The sequence below is a fragment of the Mesorhizobium sp. M4B.F.Ca.ET.143.01.1.1 genome (assembly GCF_004792275.1).
GTDB classification, from domain to species: domain Bacteria; phylum Pseudomonadota; class Alphaproteobacteria; order Rhizobiales; family Rhizobiaceae; genus Mesorhizobium; species Mesorhizobium abyssinicae.
Window position 1 is genome coordinate 1 of record NZ_SRSR01000359.1, and the last position, 283, is coordinate 283.

Annotated in this window: 1 protein-coding gene; it reads right to left on the reverse strand. The window is 65.4% G+C overall.

Annotated features, from left to right (window positions below; translation table 11 throughout):
• Positions 1-283: caspase family protein (locus tag EN786_RS37340; RefSeq protein ID WP_348642275.1), on the reverse strand; the 283-nt coding region annotated here is incomplete at both ends.

A 283-nucleotide genomic window follows, 5' to 3' on the forward strand; every position in this document is an offset into this window, starting at 1 on the left:
TTTGACCTGCAGTTGCACCAGCGGCGCCGGTGTTGCTCGCATCGGAGCCGCCCTCGGCAGGAGGTGCGCTCGCCTCGCCCACGATCAATGGCGCATTGAGATCGACCTTGTGCAGGACGACCTCCGTTGTCAGCGAAACGTTGAGCCAGGGGCGCTGCTTGCCGGCGGTTGCCTTGAAGACATCACCGGTCACCCGGTTCATCGCCTCGGTGATGGAAACGTTGGAAGCGCCGATGTGCTGGAGCAGCGCGGCGGAGAACGGCGAGTGCTCGCCCGACCCGTC